Annotated in this window: 17 protein-coding genes; 11 read left to right on the plus strand and 6 right to left on the minus strand. The window is 70.0% G+C overall.

Features of this window, described 5'->3' with window-relative positions; translation table 11 throughout:
• Positions 1–147: 147 nt before the first annotated feature.
• Positions 148–2,274, plus strand: a complete 2,127-nt coding sequence (locus tag P8T65_RS16000) for a SpoIIE family protein phosphatase (RefSeq protein WP_184898973.1) — start codon at positions 148–150, stop codon at positions 2,272–2,274.
• A gap of 181 nt (positions 2,275–2,455) precedes the next feature.
• On the opposite strand, the gene P8T65_RS16005 is transcribed toward P8T65_RS16000, so the two are convergent.
• Positions 2,456–4,834 carry a transglycosylase domain-containing protein gene (locus tag P8T65_RS16005; RefSeq protein ID WP_316731603.1) on the minus strand — a complete coding sequence of 793 codons (2,379 nt, stop codon included), beginning with the start codon at positions 4,832–4,834 and terminating at the stop codon, positions 2,456–2,458.
• A gap of 344 nt (positions 4,835–5,178) precedes the next feature.
• Here P8T65_RS16005 and P8T65_RS16010 point away from each other — a divergent pair, with 344 nt between their 5' ends.
• From P8T65_RS16010 to P8T65_RS16050, 9 genes are all read left to right on the plus strand, one after another.
• Positions 5,179–5,703, plus strand: coding sequence for a PadR family transcriptional regulator (locus tag P8T65_RS16010; protein ID WP_033531809.1), 525 nt, complete (start codon positions 5,179–5,181; stop codon positions 5,701–5,703).
• The gene (locus P8T65_RS16015) at positions 5,700–6,404 is read left to right on the plus strand and encodes an ABC transporter ATP-binding protein (RefSeq protein ID WP_184898971.1); all 705 of its coding nucleotides are present in this window, start codon (positions 5,700–5,702) and stop codon (positions 6,402–6,404) included. The genes P8T65_RS16010 and P8T65_RS16015 overlap by 4 nt, the downstream gene beginning before the upstream one ends.
• Positions 6,401–8,755, plus strand: coding sequence for an FtsX-like permease family protein (locus tag P8T65_RS16020; RefSeq protein WP_316726032.1), 2,355 nt, complete (start codon positions 6,401–6,403; stop codon positions 8,753–8,755). The genes P8T65_RS16015 and P8T65_RS16020 overlap by 4 nt, the downstream gene beginning before the upstream one ends.
• An 84-nt stretch (positions 8,756–8,839) precedes the next feature.
• Complete coding sequence (locus P8T65_RS16025) at positions 8,840–9,373, plus strand: carboxymuconolactone decarboxylase family protein (RefSeq protein ID WP_316726033.1); 534 nt, start codon at positions 8,840–8,842, stop codon at positions 9,371–9,373.
• Positions 9,374–9,567: 194 nt separating this feature from the next.
• Positions 9,568–10,350 (plus strand): class I SAM-dependent methyltransferase, encoded by a 783-nt coding sequence (locus tag P8T65_RS16030; RefSeq protein WP_316726034.1) that lies wholly within the window; start codon positions 9,568–9,570, stop codon positions 10,348–10,350.
• 611 nt (positions 10,351–10,961) lie between these two features.
• Positions 10,962–11,735, plus strand: coding sequence for an isoprenyl transferase (locus tag P8T65_RS16035; protein ID WP_316726035.1), 774 nt, complete (start codon positions 10,962–10,964; stop codon positions 11,733–11,735).
• A 326-nt stretch (positions 11,736–12,061) separates the two neighbouring features.
• Positions 12,062–13,387: a PhoH family protein gene (locus P8T65_RS16040; protein ID WP_316726036.1), complete on the plus strand. Its 1,326-nt coding sequence runs from the start codon at positions 12,062–12,064 to the stop codon at positions 13,385–13,387.
• Between the two features lie 386 nt (positions 13,388–13,773).
• A complete protein-coding gene (locus P8T65_RS16045) occupies positions 13,774–14,499 on the plus strand; it encodes a transglycosylase SLT domain-containing protein (protein WP_184898961.1) in 726 nt (241 codons plus the stop codon).
• A gap of 165 nt (positions 14,500–14,664) precedes the next feature.
• A complete protein-coding gene (locus tag P8T65_RS16050) occupies positions 14,665–16,074 on the plus strand; it encodes an AI-2E family transporter (protein ID WP_316731604.1) in 1,410 nt (469 codons plus the stop codon).
• A gap of 210 nt (positions 16,075–16,284) precedes the next feature.
• On the opposite strand, the gene P8T65_RS16055 is transcribed toward P8T65_RS16050, so the two are convergent.
• A complete protein-coding gene (locus tag P8T65_RS16055) occupies positions 16,285–16,473 on the minus strand; it encodes a hypothetical protein (protein ID WP_316726037.1) in 189 nt (62 codons plus the stop codon).
• A 300-nt stretch (positions 16,474–16,773) separates the two neighbouring features.
• Between P8T65_RS16055 and P8T65_RS16060 the strand changes: the two genes are divergently transcribed.
• Positions 16,774–17,067 (plus strand): winged helix-turn-helix domain-containing protein, encoded by a 294-nt coding sequence (locus tag P8T65_RS16060; RefSeq protein ID WP_316726038.1) that lies wholly within the window; start codon positions 16,774–16,776, stop codon positions 17,065–17,067.
• A 42-nt stretch (positions 17,068–17,109) separates the two neighbouring features.
• Here the strand turns inward: P8T65_RS16060 and P8T65_RS16065 are convergent, their stop codons facing one another.
• From P8T65_RS16065 to P8T65_RS16080, 4 genes are read right to left on the minus strand one after another with little or no spacing between them, the layout of a single operon-like run.
• A complete protein-coding gene (locus tag P8T65_RS16065) occupies positions 17,110–17,727 on the minus strand; it encodes an OmpA family protein (RefSeq protein ID WP_316726039.1) in 618 nt (205 codons plus the stop codon).
• Positions 17,728–17,729: 2 nt separating this feature from the next.
• Positions 17,730–18,335, minus strand: coding sequence for a hypothetical protein (locus P8T65_RS16070; RefSeq protein WP_316726040.1), 606 nt, complete (start codon positions 18,333–18,335; stop codon positions 17,730–17,732).
• Between the two features lie 15 nt (positions 18,336–18,350).
• Entirely contained in the window at positions 18,351–18,971 is a 621-nt protein-coding gene (locus P8T65_RS16075) for a pilus assembly protein TadG-related protein (protein WP_268270059.1), read from the minus strand.
• On the minus strand, positions 18,968–19,180 hold the full coding sequence (locus P8T65_RS16080; RefSeq protein WP_316731605.1) for a hypothetical protein: 213 nt from the start codon (positions 19,178–19,180) through the stop codon (positions 18,968–18,970). The genes P8T65_RS16075 and P8T65_RS16080 overlap by 4 nt, the downstream gene beginning before the upstream one ends.
• Between the last annotated feature and the right edge of the window lie 98 nt (positions 19,181–19,278).

Below are 19,278 nucleotides of genomic sequence, written 5' to 3' on the forward strand. Positions count from 1 at the left end.
CGCCGGTACCGTGTGTGGCACAGAAACTGCCTCTGACCACGCGGGAATTCCGTTCCCAGGACACGTAATCCGGGTATCGGCCTTTCTGCGGGACGAAGGATCGGGTTTGCGGGACGCACTGCGCTCACGACGCGCAGTCCCGGACGGATGGATTCGACACGCGTGACGGAGCACCCCACCTCCCACGAGCGCCCTCAGGGCGGCGCCGGCCCCACGGACCCCCGCGGGGCGCTTCTGCGTACCCAGGAGCCGATGCGCACCGCGCCCGCCACGGCCTTACCCGCTCAGGCACGCAAGGGTGACGCGTCGGCCGAGCCGGGTACCGCGGCCTCGTGCGCGAAGAGCGGACAGGCCGGACAGGCCCCCTCGGAGCACGCCCAGCCGGCGGTCTCCGAGCACTCGCAGCCCGCGGCGACCGAGCCCGACCCGCACCGTCCGAGGCCCGCGCCGGAGACCATCCCGGCGCAGCCCGGCGGCGAGCCGGACCGGTCGGGCGGCGGCACCGGCGGCGGTCCGGAGCGGCGCGGCGGGCAGGGAGTGCCGCCCGGCGCCCCCATGCCGATGCGGCGCGACGGCGACCGGCTGCGCTTCGTGGGCGCCGCGACCCGGCGGATCGCCCGGGGCATAGACCTCGACGAGATCGTGATGGGTCTGTGCCGGGCCACCGTGCCGACGTTCTCGGACGCGATCCTCGTGTATCTGCGCGAGCCGCTGCCGGTCGGCGACGAGCGGCCCACCGGGCCCATGGTGCTGCGGCTGCGCCGCACCGACCGGATCCCGGAGGAACGGGACACCGAGGGCGGCTTCATGCCCTCCTCGCTCCAGCCCGAGCAGCCCATGGACCTGGCGGTCGTCACCGCCGAGCAGTGCGAGGTGCGGCCCGGAGGGGCGCTCGCCGAGGTGCTGCGGGGTGTGCGCCCGGTCTTCGCGGACGCGCCCGCCGCGCACGACGCGCTGCCGGAACTGCTCGGCCCGGACGCCGAACTGACCGTGCCGACCGGCCAGCGGGCGATCCTCGCCCCGCTGCGCGGCCGGCGCCGGGTGATCGGCGCGGCGGTGTTCCTGCGCCGCCCGGAGCGGATGGCGTTCGAGCAGGACGACCTGCTGGTCGCCGCGCAGCTCGCCACGCACAGCGCGCTCGGCATCGACAAGGCGGTGCTGTACGGCCGCGAGGCGTACATCGCCGACGAGTTGCAGCGCACGATGCTGCCGGAGGCGCTGCCGAAGTGCACCGGCGTGCGGCTCGCGCACCGGTATCTGCCGGCCGCCGAGACCGCGCGGGTCGGCGGCGACTGGTACGACGCGATTCCCCTGCCGGGGAGCCGGGTCGCGCTGGTCGTGGGCGATGTGATGGGTCATTCGATGACCTCGGCCGCGATCATGGGTCAGCTGCGGACCACCGCGCAGACGCTGGCGGGGCTGGACCTTCCGCCGCAGGAGGTGCTGCACCACCTCGACGAGCAGGCCCAGCGGCTCGGTACGGATCGCATGGCGACCTGTCTGTACGCGGTGTACGACCCGGTATCGCACCGGATCACCATCGCCAACGCCGGGCATCCGCCGCCGGTGCTGCTGCATCTCGGCGGGCGCGCCGAGGTGCTGCGGGTGCCGCCGGGCGCGCCGATCGGTGTGGGCGGGGTCGACTTCGAGGCCGTCGAGCTGGACGCGCCGGCCGGTGGCACGCTGCTGCTGTACACCGACGGGCTCGTGGAGTCCCGGCTGCGGGACGTGTGGACCGGGATAGAGCAGTTGCGGGAGAAGCTGGCCGCGACCGCGCAGTTGACCGGGCCGGATCATCCGCCGCCGCTGGAAGCGCTGTGCGACGAGGTGCTGGACATGCTCGGCCCGGGGGACCGGGACGACGACATCGCGCTTCTCGCCGCGCGCTTCGATGGGATCGCTCCCAGCGATGTCGCGTACTGGTTCCTGGAACCGGAGGAGATGGCTCCGGGGCGGGCGCGTCGGCTGGCCCGGCACGCCTTGTCCCGCTGGGGTCTTGAGGAACTGACCGACTCGGTCGAGCTGCTCATCAGCGAGGTCGTGACGAACGCGGTGCGGTATGCGACGCGGCCCGTCACCCTGCGGTTGTTGCGGACCGATGTGCTGCGGTGCGAGGTGACCGATGACGTGCCTCAGCTGCCACGGCTTCGGCAGGCCCGGGCGACGGACGAGGGGGGCCGTGGGCTCTACCTGGTCAATCGGCTGGCCAAGCGGTGGGGGGCCACTCGGTTGAGCGCGGGGAAGGTTGTGTGGTTCGAGCTCAACCAGGCGTGAGCGCTCTGCTGGGTCGAGCCGTTGAGCCGTTGAGAGCTCGGGAGCGGCTGTGCTCCGCGGGGTGCGGGTTCGTCGTGGCTGGTCGCGCAGTTCCCCGCGCCCCTCAAAAGCAAAAGACACAAGCAACACAAGCGAAGGGCGCCCGGTGAGATCACCGGGCGCCCTTCGCTTGTCGTCTGCGCTAGCCGTTCGCCTGCGGATCGTTCGGGTTCGTCGGGAACTCGATGCCGCCGCTGTCGCCCGACGGGGTCTCGTCCGGGGAGGTCGGCGGAGTCGTCGGGGGCTCGCTGGTCGGCTCCTCCGTGGTGGGCGTCTCCGAAGGAGTCTCGGACGGCGTCTCCGACGGGGTCTCGGACGGCGTCTCCGAAGGAGTCTCCGACGGCGTCTGCGACGGGGTCGGGGACTCCGTCGGCGCGACCGCGGCACCCTGCTTGGTGTCGAGGTCGAACTTGGTGGTCTTGCCCATGACGCCGAAGGTGTACGTGGCCCAGATCTGGGCGGGGAAACCACCGCCGTTGACCCGGGGGACGCCGAGGGCGTTGTACATGGAGACGTGCTTGCCGTTCTTGCTCATGTCCTCGCCGAACAGGCCGACGGAGGTCACGAGGTTCGGCGTGTAGCCGGTGAACCAGGCGGAGCGGTTCTCGTCGGAGGTACCCGTCTTGCCGGCGACCTGCTGGCCGTTGCGGGCCGGGTTGTCGCGGACGGACGTCTTGGCCGTACCGTCGTCGACCACGCCGGTGAGGACCGAGGTGACCGTGTCGGCGGCCTCGCGGGTGATGACCTGCTCGCCGATCGGGTCGTCGAACTCGACTTCGGTGTCCCGGCGTTTGGCCTCGGCGATGATGGTCGGGGTGACCTTCTTGCCGTGGTTGTCGAGGGTGGCGTAGATGCCGGCCATCTCCAGCGGGCTGGCGCCCATGGAACCCAGGGTCTGGGCGGGGACCGCCTGCATGCCCTCGGTGTCCATGCCGAGCTTCCCGGCGACCTCCATGACCTTCTCCATGCCCACGTCGACGCCCATCTGCGCGAAGACGGAGTTGATGGACTTGTTCATGGCGGTCTGCACGGTGACGTCGCCGTAGTCGACGTTGTCCTCGTTCGGCGGGGCGAAGCCGACCGCGGTGCCGTCGTCCTTGACCTTGTGCCGGCTGTCACCGTCGTAGACCGTGCTGGCGGTGATCGGGTCGCCGTCCTGCGTCTCGGCGTTCTCGTCGACGGCCGCGGCGAGGATCACCGGCTTGAAGGTGGAGGCGGGCTGGTAGTCGCGGCGGGTGGCGTTGTTGGTGAAGTGCTTGACGTAGTCGACGCCGCCGTACATGGCGACGACCTTGCCCGTCTTCGGGTCGACGGAGACGGCACCGGCCTGGATGTGCTTGTCGACCTTGCGCTTCTTCGGGTCGAGCTTGCTGGTGAGGCGTTCCTTGACGGCCTTCTCCAGCGCGGCCTGCTTCTTGGGGTTGATGTTCAGCGTGATCGTCCAGCCGCGCAGGTCGATGAGCGCCTTGGCGTCCTCGGTGTCGTCCGCCTTGCCCGAGGCCACGAGCTGCTTGGCCAGCTGGTTGTTGGCGGCCTCGACCAGGTAGCCGTTCTGGCCGGCCATGCCGGCGGCGGCCTGGGGCGCCTTCGGCTTGGGGAGCTTCAGGTCCGCCCGCTCCGAGGCGGTCAACTCCCCCATCTCGACCATGTTGTCCAGCACGTAGTTCCAGCGCGCCGTGACCAGCTTCTTGCCGGTCGGGGTGGCCGTGGCCAGGTCGTACTGGCTGGGGGCCTGGAGCAGCGCGGCGAGGTACGCGCCCTCCTCGACGTCGAGGTCCTTGGCGTCCTTGCGGTAGTACGCCTGGGCGGCGGCCTGGATGCCCCACGCGCCGCGGCCGTAGTAGCTGGTGTTGATGTAGCCCGCGAGGATGTAGTCCTTGGTCTCCTCGCGCTCCAGCTTCAGGGAGATGACCAGTTCGTTGAGCTTGCGGGTCACCGTCTGGTCGGACGTCAGGTAGTAGTTCTTGACGTACTGCTGGGTGATGGTCGAGCCACCCTGCTTGCCCTTGCCGGAGAGGGTGTTGATGACACCGCGCGCCATGCCCTTGAGGTCGACGCCGGGGTCGTTGTAGAAGGTCTTGTTCTCAGCGGCGACGAAGGCCAGCTGGACCTTCTTGGGGACCTTGTCGAGTTCGACGATCTCGCGGTTGGTGTCGCCGGTGCGGGCGAAGATCTTGCCGTTGGAGTACTTGTAGACGTTGCTTTCCTGCGTCGCCTCGGGGTTCCCCTTGGGGATGTCGATCATCAGGTAGAGCACGATGAAGGCGCCCATGCCGAGGAGACAGACACCGAAGAAGGCGCCGAGGATCTTCTTCCAGGTGAAGAGGCGGCGCAGGAAGCTCCTCTGGCCCTTCTTCTGCTTCTTGTTGCCGGCCTTGGCCGCAGCGCGGGCCGCCGCCCGACCTCCGCCCTCCGGCGGGGTTATGACCGCCGTCGCCCCCGCATCGCCTCCGGACGAGGGCTGGGGCGCCGCGCGGCGACCGCCGCGCTGCCGCGCTCGTCTTTCTTCCGCTCGTCCCATGGCTCCGGTCCGCTCCGCCTTCTGCTCGGTCTCATACGTCACTCGGGTCTTGTCGGCTCAGCAAGCTAACACCGAGGACTATGACAAGAGGGAGTCGGTCCACGCTGTGACGACGTGACAAAGCGCACGCGCGACGCGTGTCCACAGACCTCATCCCACCGGAACGGACGTTCCAGCAGGGGCGATGGTTGCCCCACCCGACTCACGAGTTTCCGACGAGTTCCTGACGTTCTCGGTGACAGAACCGTGACAATCACCGCTGACCTGCGCCCCCTCCCCTCCGACAGGGACCTATACACGGTAGGTATACGTGCGGTGTATACCTCGTGTGTACAGTCGTGCTCATGTCCATCGGTCACACTCTCCTGGGGCTCCTTGAGTCCGGGCCCCGACACGGTTACGACCTGAAGCGGGCCTTCGACGAGAAGTTCGGTCACGACCGGCCGCTGCACTACGGCCAGGTCTACTCGACGATGTCGCGCCTGCTGAAGAACGGCCTCGTCGAGGTCGACGGCATCGAGCCCGGCGGCGGGCCCGAGCGCAAGCGGTACGCGATCACCGAGGCCGGCATCACGGACGTCCAGCGGTGGCTGGCGACACCCGAGAAGCCCGAGCCGTACCTGCAGTCGACCCTCTACACGAAGGTCGTCCTCGCCCTGCTCACCGACCGGAACGCGGCCGACATCCTCGACACCCAGCGTTCCGAGCACCTGCGCATGATGCGCATCCTCACCGACCGCAAACGCAAGGGCGACCTGGCCGACCAGCTGATCTGCGACCACGCCCTGTTCCATCTGGAGGCCGATCTGCGATGGCTGGAGCTGACCGCCGCCCGACTGGGCAAGCTGGCCGAGGCGGTGACCCGGTGAACCCGACCGCCTCGCCGGCCCCCGCCGGCTCCCTGCTCGTCGCGACCGACCTGCGCAAGGCCTACGGCCCGACCACCGCGCTGGACGGCGCCGAGTTCTCCATCCACCCCGGCGAGGTCGTCGCGGTGATGGGCCCCTCCGGTTCCGGGAAGTCGACGCTGCTGCACTGCCTCGCCGGGATCGTGCCGCCCGACTCGGGCTCGATCACGTACCACGGCCGCGAGATGGCCACCATGAACGACGCCCAGCGCAGCGCGCTCAGGCGCAGCGAGTTCGGGTTCGTCTTCCAGTTCGGCCAGCTCGTCCCGGAGCTGACGTGCGTGGAGAACGTGGCCCTGCCCCTGCGGCTGAACGGCGCCTCCCGCAAGGAGTCCGAGCGGACCGCCCTCGGCTGGATGGAACGCCTGGAGGTCGACGACCTCGCCCGCAAGCGTCCCGGTGAGGTCTCCGGCGGCCAGGGCCAGCGGGTCGCCGTCGCGCGGGCGCTGGTCACGGGCCCCCGGGTGCTGTTCGCCGACGAGCCCACCGGCGCGCTCGACTCCCTCAACGGCGAGCGGGTGATGGAGCTGCTCACCGAGGCCGCCCGGTCCACCAACGCCGCCGTCGTCCTCGTCACGCACGAGGCACGGGTGGCCGCCTACTCGGACCGCGAGATCGTCGTACGGGACGGGAAGTCCCGGGACATGGAGCGCGTCGTATGAGGTCCGCCGTGTTCCGCCAGTGGTACCGGGACCTGGCGATGGGGGTGCGGTTCGCCTTCACCGGAGGCCGTGAGGGCTGGGTGCGCGCCGCGCTCACCGCGGTGGGCGTCGGCCTCGGGGTGGCGCTGCTGCTGCTCACGGCGGCGGTACCGAACGCGCTGTCGACGCGGGGGGCCCGGGAGGAGGCCCGGCAGGACCGGGGGATCGGCTACCTGGAGGACAACATCCGGTCCAAGCCGACCGACAGGAGTCTGCTCGTCGCCGACACCGACACCGAGTACCGGCACCGTGAGATAAGGGGACGGCTCCTCGAACCGGAGGGCGAGCACGCGCCGCCACCGCCGGGGCTGGACGAGTTCCCCGCGCCGGGCGAGATGATCGTCTCCCCCGCGCTCGCCGAACTGCTGAAGTCGGACGCCGGGAAACTGCTGCGCGACCGGCTGCCGTACGAGACGGCGGGCACCATCGGCGAGGCCGGGCTGATCGGCTCGGGGGAACTCGCCTACTACGCCGGCGCCGAGGGGCTCGCCCAGCGGATCGACGGCTCGGTGGTGGCCCGGATCGACCGGTTCGGGGCGACCGAGCAGCCCGCCGACGAGGAGATGGACCCCATCCTGCTCCTGCTCGTCCTGGTCGTCTTCGTGGTGCTGCTGATGCCGGTGGCCGTCTTCATCGCGGCGGCCGTACGGTTCGGCGGGGAGCGGCGCGACCGCCGACTGGCGGCACTGCGGCTGGTCGGTTCCGACGGGCGGATGACGCGCCGGATCGCGGCGGGCGAGGCCCTCGCGGGCGCCGTGCTGGGGCTGGTCTTCGGCACCGGGTTCTTCCTGCTCGGCCGGCAGATCGCCGGCTCGGTCGAGGTGTTCGACGTCAGTGTGTTCCCGAGCTACCTCGACCCCTCCCCCGGCCTCGCGCTGCTGGTCGCGTTCGCGGTGCCGGCCGCCGCCGTCCTCGTCACCCTGTTCGCGCTGCGCGGCGTCGTCATCGAACCGCTCGGGGTGGTCCGTACGGCCAGGCCCGCGCGGCGCAGGCTCTGGTGGCGGCTGCTGCTGCCGCTCGGCGGTCTCGCGCTGCTCTACCCGATGGTCGGCCAGGGGTCGGAGAACGGGGAGTTCAACGAGTACCTGGTGACCGGCGGTGTCGTCCTGCTCCTCGTCGGCGTCACCGCGCTGCTGCCGTGGGTCGTCGAGGCGTTCGTCGCCCGGCTGGGCTCCGGCCCTCTCTCCTGGCAACTGGCCGTTCGCAGGCTCCAGTTGAGCAGCGGACCGGCGGCCCGCATGGTCAACGGCATCGCGGTGGCGGTGGCCGGCGCGATCGCCCTGCAGATGCTGTTCGACGGAGTCGAGGGCAGGTTCACCCAGTCGACCGGGAAGGACACCGCACGGACCCAACTGGAACTCTCCATGCCGGACGACCTCCCGGTGAGCGCCGTGAGCCAGGAGCTGAAGCGGGCCAAGGGCGCGGAGGCCGCCGCGGCGCTGTCCGACGCGGAGCTCTCCGCCACCGCCAAGGACCCCGAGGAATGGGTCCGGGTGACCGTCGGCGACTGCGCCGCGCTGCGCGAGCTCGCAAAGATCTCCTCCTGCCGCGACGGCGACGTCTTCACGCTGGGGGCCTCGGAGGACCCGGTCACGGCGAAGCTCATGACCGCCGGGAACACGCTGTACTTCGACGCGTCCTACAGCGGAGACGAGCGGGGCGCCGAGATCGCCTGGAAACTGCCGGACGCGTTGCGGAAGGTGTCCGCCCGCGCCGACACGCTGCGGCCCGGGACGGGGGGGCTGCTGGCCACTCCCAGCGCCCTGCCCGCCAAGGCGGAGGACCAGCTCTCCACCACCGTCTACGTACGGGCGGATCCCCGGGTTCCGGACGCCCTCGACGAGGTGCGCAACGCCGCCGTCGCCATCGATCCGCTCATCCGGACCTGGGAGTGGGAGTCGACCACACGGGCCGACGAGTTCACGGACATCCGCACCGGTCTGCTGGTCGGCGCGTCCGCCGTACTGGTCCTCATCGGCGCGAGCCTCCTCGTCTCCCAGCTGGAGCAGCTGCGTGAACGCCGGAAGCTGCTGTCGGCGCTGGTCGCCTTCGGTACCCGGCGCCGCACGCTCGGCCTGTCCGTGCTGTGGCAGACCGCCGTCCCGATCACGTTGGGCCTGGCCCTCGCCATGACGGTCGGGGTGACCCTGGGCGCGGTCCTGCTGCGGATGACGAACGTGGAGGTGTCCGTCGGCTGGTCCGGGGTGCTGTCCATGACCGGCATCGGGGCGGGCGTCGTCGTCCTGGTCACGGCGCTGAGCATGCCGCCGCTGATGCGGATGATGCGTCCGGAGGGGCTGCGGACGGAGTAGACGGGTGCCGCGGCGGCCCCGCGGCGCCGTCACACTGGACCCCGCCAGCCGCTCGCCCGGCAGTGAGGACGAAGTGAGGACGCCATGTCGCTCGACACCCTGAGGTCCCTGATCCCGGACTACGCCAAGGATCTCCGCCGGAACCTCGACGCGGTGCTCGGTGAGTCCGGGCTGTCGGCACAGCGGTTGTGGGGGACGGTGCTGGCCACGGCGATCGCCTCGCGCTCGCCGGTCGTGCTGCGCGAGCTGGCGCCGGAGGCGAGGGCGCGGCTGTCGCCGCAGGCGTACACGGCGGCGAAGTCCGCGGCCGCGGCGATGGCGTTGAGCAACGTCTTCTTCCGTACGCGGCATCTGCTCTCCGACCACGAGTACGGGGCGCTGCGCACGGGGCTGCGGATGAATGTCATCGGCGACCCCGGGGTGGACAAGGTCGACTACGAGTTGTGGGCGCTGGCCGTGTCCGCGATCAACGGGTGCGGGGCGTGTCTGGACTCGCACGAGCGGGTGCTGCGGGGGGCCGGCGTCAGCCGGGAGACCGTGCAGGAGGCGTTCCGGGTCGCGTCGGTGGTGCAGGCGGTGGGGGTCACGGTGGAGGCGGAGTCGATTCTCTGCGAGTAGGGCGCGGGATTCTCTCCGAGCAGGTCGGCGGGAGCGGGGTGGCCTGGAATCGCCTACGAGCTCGGGGGGCGGGGTCGTGGGGCGGCCGCGGGTCGGATGTGGTTGATCGCGCAGTTCCCCGCGCCCCTGAAGGAGCCTGCGGCCCTTCACAAATGCGGTCGCGCGCGCACTCGCCTCCTTGGGAAGCTCGCCCCATGGCCTCCTCCCCCTTCCCCCGTACCTTCGAGAGCCTCGTCGCCGAGGACGATGCCGTGCCCACCGACGGGTGGGACTTCTCCTGGTTCGAGGGGCGGGCCACCGAGGCCCGGCCCTCGTGGGGGTACGCGCGCGGGATGGCCGAGCGGCTCGGGCGGGCCTCGGCGGCGCTGGACATCCAGACCGGGGGCGGTGAAGTGCTCGGTTCCGCTCCCCGGTTTCCGGCGGTGACCGTGGCCACGGAGGGGTGGCCGCCGAACGTCGCGAAGGCGACCGCCCTGCTGCACCCCCGGGGCGCGGTGGTGGTGGCCGCCGCGGAGGACGCGCCGCTGCCGTTCGCCGACGGGGCGTTCGACCTGGTCACCAGCAGGCACCCGGTGCGGGCGCACTGGTCGGAGATCGCCCGGGTGCTGCGGCCCGGCGGCACGTACTTCGCGCAGCACGTGGGGCCGGGCAGTGTCTACGAACTCGTCGAGCACTTCACCGGACCGTTGCCCGAGGAGAACCGGAACGCCCGCCACCCGGACGGGGAGCGCGCCGGCGCGGAGGCGGCCGGCCTGGAGATCGTGGATCTGCGGGCCGAGCGGCTGCGGATGGAGTTCTTCGACATCGGGGCGGTCGTGCACTTCCTCAAGAAGGTCGTCTGGATGGTCCCCGGCTTCACCGTCGAGGCGTATCTCCCGCAGCTCCGTGCCCTGCACGAGCGGATCGAGGCCGAGGGCCCGTTCGTGGCGCACAGCGCCCGCCATCTGTTCGAGGCCCGCAGGCCGTCGGCCGGCTGAGCCGGTGTCCACATCGTTATCGCCCGCGGCTTGGCTTATCCGGGTCTACTCGCATAGGTTCAGACCAAGGTAATTCGCGTGAGCAAAGCTGCGCGGCACGGCCTCGCGCGGTGGAGGGGGCTGCGCGAAGCCGTGCGCCCCGCCGTCGGCGTCAAGCGCGCGTTCCGCCCGCGCTCACCCGTACGGGGGCGCGAAGACCCTCCCCCTCGAAAGTCGCACAAGGGTACCCAAACCCCATATTCCCACTGGGATTCCTTCATTTCCCCTTGGAATCCGCCGGAATTCGGCCATGCTCACCCTCGATCACACCCTGAATGAACGGCTACGCGCTCACCGTCACGCTGTCGTCCGACTTCGGAGAGTAGTTGTGGCACGCCGATGCACGCAGCATCACTCACGAAGGGTTATGGTGGAAACCCCCCCTCGGGCCGGTCCGTCTCCCCCCCACGGACCGGCCCGTTTTTTCTGCCCGGAAGGCGGCCCTCCGACGAGGCCGCCGCCGGGGCCCGGAGGGCGTCCGACCCCGCGCACCCCTTGGCGTAGTTGGCCTCCAGCCCCGGTAGGCTCTGCCAACCTAGGGGACTGCCACCGCACCGGAGGGGCTGGAAGACGTGAACCTGCGCGACACACTGCGCGGCCTGTTGGTCAAGGTCTACGCACGCAGGGTCGAGGGCCACCTGGACCACGCCCAGGTGCCCGAGCACATCGGCGTCATCGTGGACGGCAGCCGCCGCTGGGCGAAGGCCGCGGGCTCCACCACGGTGCAGGGCCACCAGGCCGGAGCGAACAAGATCGAGGAGTTCCTCGGCTGGTGCACCGAGACGGACGTGAAGGTCGTCACTCTCTGGCTGCTCTCCACCGACAACTTCAACCGCCCGAAGGAAGAGCTCGTCCCGCTGCTCGGGATCATCGAGGACACCGTCCGCTCCCTCGCCGCCGACGGTCGCTGGCGCGTGCATCATGTCGGCGCGCTGGACCTGCTCTCCCCCGGGATGCAGCGCGCGCTCAAGGAGGCCGAGGAGTCCACTGCGGACATCGACGGAATACTGGTCAACGTGGCCATCGGGTACGGCGGACGTCAGGAGATCGCCGACGCCGTCCGGTCGATGATCCAGGACGCGCAGGAGCGCGGCACCTCGATGGAGGAACTCGCCGAGAACGTCTCCGTGGACCTGATCGGCAGTCATCTCTACACCGTCGACCAGCCCGACCCGGATCTGGTGATCCGCACGAGCGGCGAGCAGCGGCTGTCCGGATTCATGCTCTGGCAGACCGCGCACTCCGAGTACTACTTCTGCGACGTCTTCTGGCCGGCCTTCCGCAAGGTGGACTTCCTGCGCGCACTCCGCGACTACGCTGCGCGACACCGCCGTTACGGAGGCTGACCTTCCGCGATACGCGTGAGGTGCGTATCACCCCCACCGGGACAGAAGTAACGAGGAGTTCACCGGGCCGCCGTCGTACCGCTTGGCATGGCAGCGCACGTTCGAGGGCATAAGCCAGTCAGGTCGACGCCCGAACCACGGGTGTCGGATCTCAGCGGGCGGCTCGGGGCCGTCCGCCCGGGAGGCCCTTTGCACCAGCCCGATCGTGCGGTCACAGCACGGACGAAGCAGCGGAGGGCCGGTCACCGGCCCGTGCAACGGCGCCGACGACCGGCCCAGTTCGAACCCGTCGCTCCCCGACCTCATCCGAGGGGGTACGTCCTTCCGTGGTGACCAGCACAAAGCGCCGCATGCCAGACCGGCGCACCTACGTTCTCGACACCAGCGTCCTGCTGGCCGACCCGAATGCTTTGAGCCGCTTCGACGAGCACGAAGTCGTGCTGCCGATCGTGGTGGTCACGGAGCTGGAGGCGAAGCGGCACCATCCCGAACTCGGCTACTTCGCCCGGCAGGCCCTGCGCCTGCTCGACGAGTTCCGGGTCCGGTACGGCCGCCTCGACGCCCCCATCCCGATCGGGGACCTCGGCGGCACCGTACGGGTCGAGCTCAATCACTCGGATCCCAGCGTGCTGCCGAGCGGCTACCGCCTGGGGGACAACGACTCCCGGATCCTCGCGGTCGCCCGCAATCTGCAGGCCGAGGGCTTCGACGTCACCGTCGTGTCGAAGGACCTCCCGCTCAGGATCAAGGCGTCCTCCGTGGGCCTCCTCGCCGAGGAGTACCGCGCGGAGTTGGCCATCACGGACGCCTCCGGCTGGACCGGGATGTCCGAGCTGACGCTGCCGGGCGAACAGGTCGACATCCTCTTCGAGGAAGGGTCGATCTACGTCCCCGAGGCGAGCACGCTGCCCGTCCACACCGGCCTGACGATCCAGTCGGAGCGCGGCAAGGCGCTCGGCCGCGTCACGCCCGACGGCAACATCCGTCTGGTGCGCGGCGACCGGGAGGCGTTCGGCATCAAGGGGCGCAGCGCCGAGCAGCGCATCGCGCTGGATCTGCTGCTCGACCCGGACGTGGGCATCCTGTCGATGGGCGGCCGGGCCGGCACCGGCAAGTCGGCGCTCGCGCTGTGCGCGGGTCTGGAGGCCGTGCTCGAACGGCGCCAGCACCAGAAGGTGATGGTCTTCCGGCCGCTGTACGCGGTGGGCGGGCAGGAACTCGGCTATCTGCCCGGTTCCGAGTCCGAGAAGATGAGCCCCTGGGCGCAGGCGGTCTTCGACACGCTGTCCGCGGTCACCAGCCGCGAGGTCATCGAGGAGGTCACCGCGCGCGGCATGCTGGAGGTCCTGCCGCTGACGCACATCCGCGGCCGTTCCCTGCACGACGCGTTCGTGATCGTGGACGAGGCCCAGTCGCTGGAGCGGAACGTCCTGTTGACCGTTCTGTCCCGGATCGGTGCGAATTCGCGAGTCGTTCTGACGCATGACGTCGCCCAGCGGGACAACCTGCGGGTCGGTCGGTACGACGGTGTCGTGGCCGTGGTCGAGAAGCTGAAGGGCCATCCCCTCTTCGCCCACGTCACGTTGACGAGGTCCGAACGGTCCCAGATCGCGGCCCTTGTGACCGAAATGCTGGAGGACGGCCAGATTTAACCCGACTCCCGCACAACCCCGGGGCGCCGCCCGGCAAAAGGCTCAGCAGCCTAGCCGGGCGGCGCCTCGGCGTGTGGGCTTTTCCTGGAATCTCCGGCGTCAAACGAGGTGTGACCTTTCACACTCACCACTGAATTGCCTCCCGGTGTCGGGTTACGGCAGAGTCTCATTCCTGTCAGGCCCCGCATACGACACACCTGTACCCCCAGCGGTACGGAACCACAGCACCACCAGGTCAACTCAACAGCGTCGTCGTATGCCGCCCGAGCACCACGCGGCGCTCCCCGCAGGGGAGTTGCCCACCGGGCCCGCGCCTCCGTGACCCCGCAGTTGGGAGGCCAGCGTCAGGGGCACGATTGCGTCCGCCAGGGTCACCGAGGCGGGCGATGCTGGAAGGAAACCGTGTGAGCCGGATTTCGGTCCGGGGATTCGCAGTGGCCTCGGCCACCGCGGTCACCGCAGTCGGCAGTGTCGTCGGAGTTGCCTCGGGCAGCACCGCGCAGACGACCACTGACGACGCCGAGGCGGTCGCGAACGACACCACGTTGCTCGCCGACATACCCGTGGGCCAGCAGGCCCAGGTGCAGACCGCGTCCCTGACTGCTCAGGCCGACGCCCAGGCCATCGCCGCCGACGCGAGCGCCCGCAAGGACGCCGAGGAGACCGCCCGTAAGAAGGCGGCCCAGGACGCGATCGACAAGCAGAAGGCCGCGGAGAAGGCGGAGCAGGAGCGCAAGGCGAAGGAAGCGGCGGAGGCCGAGGCCAAGTCGAAGGCCGCTGCCGCCGGCTCGCTCGGTGACATCCCCGCACAGAGCTCGTACACCGTCGCCGAGATCCAGGCGATGGCGAAGGCGGTCGTGGCCAGCGACCAGTGGACGTGCTTCAGCAACATCGTGAACCACGAGTCCACCTGGAACTACAAGGCCGTGAACCCCTCCTCGGGCGCCTACGGTCTCTTCCAGGCGCTGCCCGCCGGTAAGTACGCCTCCGCCGGTTCCGACTGGCGGACCAACCCGGCCACGCAGATCAAGTGGGGCCTGAACTACATGGAATCGCGCTACGGCAGCCCGTGCGAGGCCTGGACGTTCTGGCAGGCCAACAACTGGTACTAGGCCGGTCGGCGACAGGGTGACGCACACCCGCCGCTCAACCTTCTGAAGCCCTCCACCGTCCTTTGGTGGGGGGCTTCTGCCATGTACGGTCGGAGCCCCCGAGAGGATTCGCGGCCTCCGGGAGGAGTGGTGACCCACAGGAGCGACGGGGGAAGAGGACGGATGATGTCGCGAGTTCCAGGGTGGCTCGGCCGGCTCGGCGCCGGACTGAGCGGATGGGGCGAGCGGTTGGAGCGGCGCCGGGCGGAGATGGAGGCGGAGGACTCCGAGACGGGCTCGGAGGGCCGCACCGGCTCCGGTGAGGGTGCCGGCACGGGCGGCGCTGATGCGGCCGCCGGGGCCGACGGATCCGACACTCCTGCCGCGGCGCACGGCTCTGACGCCCCCGCCGAAGCGGGCGGCTCCACCGGCCCTGCGGATGCGGCGGGTTCCGCCGGATCCACGGCCTCGCAGAGCCGGCCGACGACCACCCCCGTGCTCTACAGCCGTCCGGACCCCGCGTCGGTGGTGCCCTGGGGCATGCGGGTGGCGGCCGAGGCCGGCTGGCGGCTGCTCGTGCTCGCGGGCACCGTCTGGGTGCTGATGCGGGTCATCAGCTCGGTACGGCTGCTGGTGCTGTCGTTCACCGCCGCACTGCTCGTCACCGCCGTGCTCCAGCCGACCGTGGCACGGCTGACCCGGCACGGCGTACCGCGCGGCCTCGCCACCGCGCTGACCGCCGCCCTCGGCTTCATCGTCATGGGACTGATCGGCTGGTTCGTGACCTGGCAGGTCATGGAGAACATCGACGATCTCTCCGACCAGATCCAGGACGGCATCGACGAGTTGCAACGCTGGCTGCTCGACAGCCCGTTCCACGTCACCGAGAACCAGATCAACGACATCGCCAAGAACCTCCGCGAGGCGGTCAGCGACAACACCGACACGATCACCTCGGCGGGGCTGGAGGGCGTGACGGTCATCGTCGAGGCGCTCACCGGCATCCTGTTGACGATGTTCTCCACTCTCTTCCTCCTGTACGACGGCAAGAGGATCTGGCGGTGGACGCTGAAGCTGGTGCCCACGGCGGCCCGGCCGGGTGTCGCCGACGCGGGGCCGCGCGCCTGGCGGACGCTGACGGCGTACGTGCGCGGCACGGTGGTCGTGGCGCTGATCGACGCCATCTTCATCGGCCTGGGGATCTACTTCCTCGATGTGCCGATGGCGGTCCCGCTGGCCGTGTTCATCTTCCTGTTCTCCTTCATCCCGCTGGTGGGTGCGGTCGTCTCGGGCGCGCTGGCCGTGGTCGTGGCGCTGGTGACCCAGGGCGTGTTCACGGCCGTCATGACGTTGGTCGTGGTGCTCGCCGTGCAGCAGATCGAGGGGCACATCCTCCAGCCGTTCATCCTCGGCCGGGCCGTCCGGGTACACCCCCTGGCCGTCGTGCTGGCGGTCGCCGCCGGTGGCATGATCGCCGGGATCGGGGGCGCGGTGGTGGCCGTGCCGCTGGTCGCGGTCACCAACACGGTGGTGGGGTCACTGCGGGCTTACGCGGACGAGCACGGGCGGGGCGAGGCCGTCGGCCCTGGGGCCTGACGTCACACGGGCAGGGTGTCAGCACGGCCTGTCCGGTCCCTCCGTCGGCGGTGGGTAGTGCGGGGCGCATTCCGTGCAGGCGTACACGTTGAAGCCGCGGCCGGTGGCGCCGTGGTGCTCGTGGACCAGGCGGGCTCTCGGTGACGCGTTCACAGCGGGCGCACATACGGACCGGGGGACGTCGCGGTACGCGGTGGTCGGCGCGGCTCGTCATCGTGTCGCTCCCGTCAGGGCGCCGGGGCCGTGCGCCTCGCGGCGTGCGGGTGGCTCGGTGTCCAGACCGAGGCTCGCCAGATAGAGGGCGCGGCGGCGTTCGCGCAGGCCACGGCTCGCGCGGCGGCGGACGCGGTCGTCCAGGGTGAGGGCACGGGAGTGGGGCGGGGTGGGTGTGCGGGTCACGGCGCCGGGTGGGGGCGGTGACGCCGCGCGGTGGAGAGCTGGAGCGGACGGGACGGGGACGGGGCCCGCGCGGTGGCGGCCGCGTGAGTGCGGCAACCAGACGCCCAGCATCCGGGCCAGGGGCGGACGATAAAGTCCAGCATTGTCGGCGCTCCTTCGAAGCGTTCGGCCATGCCCCGGGGCCCTGCACGGCCGCCGGGGTCTGTCCGTCTCAGCCTACATTGCTACGCATGTCAGTGCGTAGCAGTACGCAGCAATACGGCCATTGCTGCAGCTCAGAGCTGTTCTACGGTGGGAGGTATGGCAGCAGAAGCAGGCGACTCACCCATCGACCCCAACAAGATTGCCTACGTCTATATGCAGGTGGCCGACCACATCGCTGCCCGAATCGCGTCGGGTGAACTGAGGCCCGGCGCACGACTGTCCGGCGAGAGGGATCTCGGCACGGAATACGGAGTCGCCTACCTGACCGCCCGCCGCGCCATCCGCGAGCTACGCGAACGCGGCCTGGTCGTCACTCTCGCCGCGAAGGGCACCTTCGTCGCCTACCCGCAGGAGTCGGAAGCGGACAGCAACACCGATCCGGACCATTAGGACTCCCGAGCCGTATGCGAAGGACGTTTCGTCGCCGGCCCCCTATGCGGTCCTCGGGAACGAGACCTCCACCCGGCGGTTCTTCTTGCGGCCCTCTTCGGAGGCGTTGTCGGCGATCGGGTAGTCCTCGCTGTAGCCGCGCACCTCGAAGGTGATGTTGCCGCCCAGGTCGGCGGCGAGGATGTCGTGGACGGCCTCGGCGCGTTTCTTGGAGAGGGTCAGGCCGTGGGCGTACGAGCCGAGGTTGTCCGTGAAGCCGAAGACGCGGACGGTGCCCGCGCTCTGCTTCTTGATCTCCTCCGCGATGGTCTGGATGCGGGAGCGCGCCTGCGGGTTGAGCTTCGCGCTGTCCTTGGGGAAGAGGACCTCGGCCTGGAGGGCGAACGTGACGTTCTCGTTGGTGTCCTCGCGGCGTTCCTCGCCGCCGAGGTCCTCCACGACCGACTTGATGTCCAGGACCTTGGCCGGGGCGAGCGTGGCCCCCTGGGCGAGCTTCAGCCCCGGGCTGTTCGCGTCGACCTCCGGGGGTGGGGAGGTGGTGACGGTGCCCGGGGGTTCGCTGGGGTCGTCCGCGGCGGCCGGGGACGGGGTCGCCAGGGCGAGGCCGAGGGCGGCGAGGACGGCGAGGGCCGCGGTGACCCGTGGGGTGAGGACGGTCATGGTCACTCGTCCTCGGAGAGTTCGATCGTGGCGGGGGGCATGGAGCCGACTTGGAAGTCCACGGAGGTGGTGCCTTCGGGAGGGGCGGGGAACTGGGCGAACCAGTCGGCGCTGGCTCCCTGCACCAGGGCGCCGGTGAACCGGGTGCACAGGCAGCGGCCTTGGGTGTCACGGAGAATGAGGTACTTCTTCTTGCCCGCCTGATCGACGAGGCTCGCGCCCGCGACTGAACCGCCGTTGTTGGACAGTTCGCGCTCGTCGCCCCGCCAGTCCGCAGCAACCCAGGACCGGCTGCCGTTGTTCGTCACCGTGCCCTCGACGGTGACGAAGCCTCCACCGTCGCGAACGGCGGAAGTGACCTTGAGCGTCAGGTTGTCGCCTTTGACCTCGGCCAGCACCGACTCGCCGGCAGGGGAGTCGGTCTCCTGTTTACCGTCGTTCCCATCGGGCTCAACTGACTTGCTGGAAGGTGCCGAAGACGAATCGTTCTTTGCCGAACTGTCGTCGTCCCCTCCCCCGCCACAACCGGCAACCGTGAGGAGCAGCACGGTCGCGATCGCCACCGCGGTCACTGTCCTGCGGCCCTTCATGGTGTGCCGAAGGTTCATCGGTACTGCTTCCTCTCACTTGGCCAGATACACAGAGAACATCACGGACGCATCGGGAAGGTCGGCCAGATCGAAATTTCCGGGGTCGATGTCCACGGAAACGCCGTCGCAGTCCAGGGAGACAGGATCCGCGGGATTCGTGTTCACACCGAAGTCGCAGCGCGGCTGGATGACGGCGACCGCCTGGGCCGTGGCTGTCATGTTCTCGGTGCCGGGGATGATCGAATCGCCGACGGTGTAGTCCGTCACGACGCCGACCTGGAAGCCGGGGGCTCCGTCCACCTCGGTGAGCTGAGCGCCGCCTTCGAGGGTCGAGTTGTTCTGGGCTGCCAGCTCAGCAGCCGCGGCATCAGCGCCCTCGACGGGTAGTACCGCTCCCCCGCTCAGGTCGAGCCATTCCAGCCAGTCGCCGCCGCCCGCGTCGATGGCGTCCCCAAGCTCAAGCAACAGTTCGTCCCGCGCTTGCTGAGCGGCTGCCAACGCAGCCGCGTCCGCGGCGGACTGGGCACCGTTACGGGCGGACGCGGCCTGGGCGAACGCGAAGAAAGCCAACGCCACGAAGAGCAAAATGGTCGTAAGCCAGATGTAGATAGGGAGAGTCGACCCTCGGTCCCCGAGGAGCCGTGGAGGTGTCAGCCTCCGCCGATGACGCTGTTCACAGCATCGAAGATCGCGCCCGAGATCAACCCGTCCAGCCCCAGACCATCGATCATCACGAAGATCCCCGCGACGATGATCATGATGCCCGCGTACTCCACGAACCCCGCGCCCGCGTCCCGGCCCCTTCCGCGCATGCGGGACGCGACCGTGGTCTTCCAGGTCTCGAAACGGTGTTTCACCTTCATGGCGGTTGCCTTCCCGCGCGATGCCGACACCAACCGGATCACCGTACGTGAGTCGGCACGTACGGGGGGTGGGTCCGGGGGCCCAATTTTTGTCGGGG

The sequence above is a fragment of the Streptomyces sp. 11x1 genome (assembly GCF_032598905.1).
GTDB lineage: Bacteria > Actinomycetota > Actinomycetes > Streptomycetales > Streptomycetaceae > Streptomyces.

Bases quoted from the DNA above. Each gene is read 5' to 3' on its own strand.
- P8T65_RS16000 (WP_184898973.1), top strand. From the start codon at position 148: ATGGATTCGACACGCGTGACGGAGCACCCCACCTCCCACGAGCGCCCT.
- P8T65_RS16005 (WP_316731603.1), bottom strand. From the start codon at position 4,834: ATGGGACGAGCGGAAGAAAGACGAGCGCGGCAGCGCGGCGGTCGCCGC.
- P8T65_RS16010 (WP_033531809.1), top strand. From the start codon at position 5,179: ATGTCCATCGGTCACACTCTCCTGGGGCTCCTTGAGTCCGGGCCCCGA.
- P8T65_RS16020 (WP_316726032.1), top strand. From the start codon at position 6,401: ATGAGGTCCGCCGTGTTCCGCCAGTGGTACCGGGACCTGGCGATGGGG.
- P8T65_RS16025 (WP_316726033.1), top strand. From the start codon at position 8,840: ATGTCGCTCGACACCCTGAGGTCCCTGATCCCGGACTACGCCAAGGAT.
- P8T65_RS16030 (WP_316726034.1), top strand. From the start codon at position 9,568: ATGGCCTCCTCCCCCTTCCCCCGTACCTTCGAGAGCCTCGTCGCCGAG.
- P8T65_RS16045 (WP_184898961.1), top strand. From the start codon at position 13,774: ATGCTGGAAGGAAACCGTGTGAGCCGGATTTCGGTCCGGGGATTCGCA.
- P8T65_RS16050 (WP_316731604.1), top strand. From the start codon at position 14,665: ATGTCGCGAGTTCCAGGGTGGCTCGGCCGGCTCGGCGCCGGACTGAGC.
- P8T65_RS16060 (WP_316726038.1), top strand. From the start codon at position 16,774: ATGGCAGCAGAAGCAGGCGACTCACCCATCGACCCCAACAAGATTGCC.
- P8T65_RS16065 (WP_316726039.1), bottom strand. From the start codon at position 17,727: ATGACCGTCCTCACCCCACGGGTCACCGCGGCCCTCGCCGTCCTCGCC.
- P8T65_RS16070 (WP_316726040.1), bottom strand. From the start codon at position 18,335: ATGAACCTTCGGCACACCATGAAGGGCCGCAGGACAGTGACCGCGGTG.
- P8T65_RS16080 (WP_316731605.1), bottom strand. From the start codon at position 19,180: ATGAAGGTGAAACACCGTTTCGAGACCTGGAAGACCACGGTCGCGTCC.